This window comes from Streptomyces sp. NPDC037301, assembly GCF_055602785.1.
This window is the reverse complement of the sequence record NZ_JBVJWD010000130.1, coordinates 1-4,819: the sequence shown is the minus strand read 5'-3', so window position 1 is coordinate 4,819 and position 4,819 is coordinate 1. Positions and strand designations below refer to the sequence as shown.

The window sequence follows — 4,819 nt, the reverse complement described above, 5'->3', positions numbered from 1 at the left end:
TCCGCCGCTACATCATCTGGCGCAACCGCCATGCCGACCACCGGCGCCTACGCGCCGTCGTGGACAGGGCAAACGTTGCCTGATGCGGCACTAGTTCAAGCCGTCCTAGTGTCCTGCGCCGGAGATCCGTCGTTAGTTCCTGTATGAGTGATTCTTCAGGTGTGCCCGCACCGCGTCGTGGTCCGAAGCTGGAACCGTTGTTGTTGTCCGCTGACGAGCGTGCGGTGTTGGAGCGTTGGGCCCGGCGGGCGACGTCTGCGCAGGCGGTGGCGTTACGGGCGCGGATCGTGTTGGCGTGTGCAGGCCCTGACGTTCCGCCGATTGTTGTGGTGGCGCGGGATCTTCGGGTAGCGGCGGATACGGTCCGCAAGTGGCGTCGGCGGTTCCTGGCCGGCCGGCTGGACGGGTTGGTGGACGAGCCCCGGCCGGGCCGGCCGCCCACCATCAGCGTTGACCAGGTGGAGGCGGTCGCGGTCAGCACGTTGGAGGAGATGCCGAAGAACGCCACCCACTGGTCGCGTAAGTCGATGGCCGACCGCAGTGGGCTGTCGAAGTCGACCGTGGGCCGAATCTGGCGGAAGTTCCGTCTCAAGCCTCATCTGACGGACACCTTCAAACTGTCGACGGACCCCTTGTTCGTGGAGAAGGTCTACGACGTGGTCGGGCTGTACTTCAATCCGCCCGAAGGGGCGGTGGTGCTGTCGGTGGACGAGAAGTCGCAGATCCAGGCGCTGGACCGGTCCCAGCCGGTGCTGCCGATAATGCCGGGCATGCCCGAGCGTCGCACCCATGACTACATCCGCAATGGCCTGACCACCCTCTTCGCGGCCTTCGACGTCGCGACCGGCGAAGTCATCACCTCGCTGCACCGCCGGCACCGGGCAGCGGAGTTCAAGAAGTTCCTCATCAAGATCGAGAAGGAGGTTCCTGGGCACCTCCAGGTCCACCTGATCTGCGACAATTACGGCACCCACAAGACACCGGCCATCAAGGCATGGCTGGCCAAACACCCCCGATTCCACCTGCACTTCACCCCCACCGGTTCGTCCTGGATCAACCAGGTGGAGAGGTGGTTCGGCTTCCTCGCCGCCCAGAAGATCCGCCGCGGTACACACAAAAGCGTGCGTTCCCTGGAAGCCGACATCCGAGCGTGGGTCAAGGAATGGAACGAAAACCCAACACCGTTCATCTGGACCAAGACAGCCGAAGAGATCCTCGACTCACTCGCCCGGTTCTGCCAACGAATCTCCGGCGCAGGACACTAGAACGCCCAGGAGGCATTGTGTCCTGCTTGTGGCCCCGTCGAACGCAACGGGGCCACAGGGGTGTTCAGACGGCTAGGACGTGTCTGACAGACGATCACCGAGCATGGGTGTGGTGCTCGGCGCGTCCCGGGGAGCACAGACCAGGCCGGTGATCTCTCGCATGAGATCTACACGATCGAGTGGACGCGATGCGAGTGGGCTCCAGCGTGCCCGCCGGGCGGCAAAGCTGCGCGGGTGGCATGTAGCCCGTCACCGCCGTGGTGGTCGGGGACCTGTCCAAGAGTGCTGTGGTTATGGCCGAAGGAGTCACGCGGCGGTTCCATTGCCCACAGGGCGTGTACGGTGCAGACGCTGAAACGCCGTGATCAGCTCGCGCTCCATCCATGAGGCACTATGGCCCAGTGGGTGAGCCGGATCGCGCTCGGGAGCCAGCGAATACGTGCAGAGGCCACCTCGTGCCATCAGCCACTCGTGCGCCGGATGCCCAGCCCAGCGCTCGTGAGGACCGAATTTGATCCTGCCTCGATGCTGGCTGACCCGGCCCCGTACTCCGCGCTGCTGCTCTGCCTTGCCGAAGTAGACGATCGAGGACTCGCCGATCGGATAGGCGATGGGCTTATCGCCACCGATCACGAAGACATAGACGCCGGCCTTGGTGGGGATTCCGGCCGGCCACTCCTCGATAGTGTCGAACATACCGCCGAAGGGCGGCCAGCCGTAGGCCCCCAAGATCTCGGTGTTCAACCGCTGCGGTGTGGAATCAGGGTGCTCGGTCACGCAGAAATCCTAGGTCTGGCCACTGACAGCGAGGGATGCCTCTTGACCGTCTTCCGCCGGGGTCCGGGCCCCGCCACTGACAGGTGCGCACGATCCCAAACGGCGCCATTGCGAGCTGACTCGTTGACATCCACCCCAGTCCGCGCAGGTCAGCGGGCTACCCACGACTAGCTTCGCTGTCGAAGGACACAGTTCGCCGGGGGCAGACAGGAAAGACTCCCGAAAGACTGGCCAACGAGGGCAGGGGCATGTCAACGTGGACGACCTTGCAAGAAGTCCCAGGTCAGTGAGGTGATCTCCTGTGACCATGGCTCCCGTTGGCCCCGGATTTTCCACCACCGTCGAAGCCCTGCGGCTGCGTGAGTGGCAGCTCGGCCCAGGCCAACCCAGGCTCGTCCTAGACCAGTTCTCCGCCGAGGACTTCCACCTGAACGTGGACGACCGAGCGGACGTACACGTCAGCAGCAAGGACGGCCGCTTCTACCTCGGCTGGTTCCCGCTCGGCCGCCCCGGCACCAACGGCGAGGGATGGATAGTCGCCGTCACCGGCACGGCCAACGTGCGCGGCTACCGCATGTCCTTCGGTACCGAGACACCGGCAGAGATCGTCGCCGCCGCCGTGGCGCGCGTACTGGAGACCTCCCGGCGACTGTGACGCCCGGACGTCTTCCGCTGGCGGTGTTGCCTGTATCCGGTGGCATCACACGCCCTACCCCATCGCGCCAGCACATTCTAGGAGGATGCTCGTGACTCGCACGGACATGACCGTCGGAGACCTCATAGACCTCTTGTCCACCTGCGACCGGAGCACTCCGGTCCGGTTGGCAATGAACCCCTTCTTCCCGATGGCTCACCGAGTAGAGCAGGTCGTGCTGTCTGCGGACGAAACCGGACAGCCCGTGGTCTACATCGCCGAAGGACGGGAAGCGGACACCCAGCTCGGTCATCTGCCACCCGAAGTCGCCGTTGCCCTGGCCTGGCAGGGCCCGGTCCAGGCACCCCCGCTCCGCCCCCGCCGCAGGGCCAGCGGTAAGTAGATCCGAACCTAGCCCTTGGAGGCGCTTCTGTACCCCGAAGTCCCGCTCGACCAGCCCGCCCCGACCGGCGCCCAGCCCGCGTACTGGGTCGGCCCCCGACACCTGGCCGGTGACGACGGACATCTCTACGACGCCGTCGCCGATCCGCTCTCCGGCTTGGGCTGGACGAGCCTGGCGATCGTCCGTGGCCGGCACGAACCGGACGAGGCGCCGGAGGACCGACAGGTCCTGCGCAGCACCGTCCTGCACATCAGCCCCGACACTCTCCGATGGGCCCAGTGGGACCTGGCGGACGAGCCGTTCCACCTGGGGGACCTGCCGATCGCCTGGCAAGTCTCCGCCCGCGCGGACACGAGCAGCCCGCTCGCCGCATGGTCGGCCTACTTCACCCCCAACGTCCCCGGGGAGGTCCTCGTCGACTTCCTCGTCGCGCTCGACGCACGCGACCAGCCTGCCGTCCCGCTCGCCGGCCCCGAGCTGGTCCTCGACGCCGTCGCCGTACACGGATGGCTCCGCGACATCGACCAGCCCCAGGCGGCGGCGACGGACCCTACGTTCACCTCCCACCTAAGCCTCGGCGAGGTGCCGCACCTCATCCAGGACGCCGACCCGCGCGCCCTGACCACCGAGGCCGACGAGGCGGGACCGGCCGGATGGCAGGCGTGGGCGCAGCCCGCGCTGGGTGCACCGTGCCTGTGGGCGGCGTCCTTCGGCGCCAGCGCGCCCCACGACCTGGTCGCCGCCTTCGCCGCCTCGCTCAGCTCGACCGCACCGGTACTACGCCGAGTGCTGCCCGAGGCCACGCAGGAGCGGCTCCTGCGTGCGCCGGCCAGCTAGAGTCCAGAGCAGCCGTCCTCTGCCTGCTCGACGCTATGGAGCCCGGGCACCCTGGAGGGGTGGCCGGGCTCCGGGCGTATCGGGATGCTGAACGCCTGGGAGGCCCCTCGGTCCAGCGGGGGAGGGGTATCCCTCAACTGGTCCTCAAACCAGCCGTTCTCGGTCCTTTCGTGGCCTTTCGTAGGCCCCTCCGCCGTCCTTTGTGGAGAACGCCCGTGCAGTCTTCGTCGCTGCTCTATCGTCAGTTCTGCGAAGTCGACCAACGACCAGAGCGTGCGACCCCATTCATCCGCCCCGTGTGAGCACGGAATCGAGCCGTGTTCCTGGACGAAGCGGAGGCGCAGCTTGGGTAATGGAAGGCGTCGCAGGAAGAAAGAGGGAAACCGGCTACAGGTCTTAGGTCGCTTCCTGACCGCGTTCACCGGACGCTTCTTGGGTGAGGCAGTCTGGTCTGCGGTCAAGGGCCACTTCAACCCATAGCCGGATTCCTGTTCCATCAAAGAGATGACCGTGCACTCGGTCATGGACTCGGCAAAGTGCCAAGTCCCAGCGGGGTCGCACCTTGGCGGGTGCGGCCCCGTGCTCATGTCGGTGACCTGCAAACTATGTTTGTCTGCACCGTCATTCAACGGCCATCGATCAAGTTATAAGGGTCACCGTCTCTTGCACTGTAGCGCGGTGCCCCTGAGCGCGGAGGTGTTCTGAACTTCTTGCTGTTATCGGCTTGTCCGCAGGTAGCAGCTACGCACGCCTCAGCTGCGGATGTGGTGGTGGGGGCCTGATCAGGCTTCAGAACTTCGTCCTTGCGCAGGGCCTCGGCGAAGTCGCGTGATGCCCGGTTTGTGATCGTGAGGTCCCAGGAGGTGAGGGGCGCCGAACGTCGCAGGCCCCACGAACTCGAGT

General features: G+C 65.9%; 5 protein-coding genes. 4 read left to right on the top strand and 1 reads right to left on the bottom strand.

Annotation, left to right across the window (positions count from 1 at the left end):
* Positions 1 to 143 precede the first annotated feature (143 nt).
* Positions 144 to 1,265 carry an IS630 family transposase gene (locus ACZ7IB_RS48660; RefSeq protein WP_470921766.1) on the top strand — a complete coding sequence of 374 codons (1,122 nt, stop codon included), beginning with the start codon at positions 144 to 146 and terminating at the stop codon, positions 1,263 to 1,265.
* A 306-nt stretch (positions 1,266 to 1,571) separates the two neighbouring features.
* Here ACZ7IB_RS48660 and ACZ7IB_RS48655 read toward each other — a convergent pair whose 3' ends face one another.
* Entirely contained in the window at positions 1,572 to 2,042 is a 471-nt protein-coding gene (locus ACZ7IB_RS48655; RefSeq protein WP_470921765.1) for a hypothetical protein, read from the bottom strand.
* 301 nt (positions 2,043 to 2,343) lie between these two features.
* On the opposite strand from ACZ7IB_RS48655, the gene ACZ7IB_RS48650 reads away from it, so the two are divergent.
* From ACZ7IB_RS48650 to ACZ7IB_RS48640, 3 genes are all read left to right on the top strand, one after another.
* The gene (locus tag ACZ7IB_RS48650; RefSeq protein WP_470921763.1) at positions 2,344 to 2,697 is read left to right on the top strand and encodes an SPDY domain-containing protein; all 354 of its coding nucleotides are present in this window, start codon (positions 2,344 to 2,346) and stop codon (positions 2,695 to 2,697) included.
* A 91-nt stretch (positions 2,698 to 2,788) separates the two neighbouring features.
* On the top strand, positions 2,789 to 3,079 hold the full coding sequence (locus ACZ7IB_RS48645) for a hypothetical protein (protein WP_470921761.1): 291 nt from the start codon (positions 2,789 to 2,791) through the stop codon (positions 3,077 to 3,079).
* A gap of 15 nt (positions 3,080 to 3,094) precedes the next feature.
* Positions 3,095 to 3,916: an SPDY domain-containing protein gene (locus ACZ7IB_RS48640; RefSeq protein WP_470921759.1), complete on the top strand. Its 822-nt coding sequence runs from the start codon at positions 3,095 to 3,097 to the stop codon at positions 3,914 to 3,916.
* Positions 3,917 to 4,819: the final 903 nt, after the last annotated feature.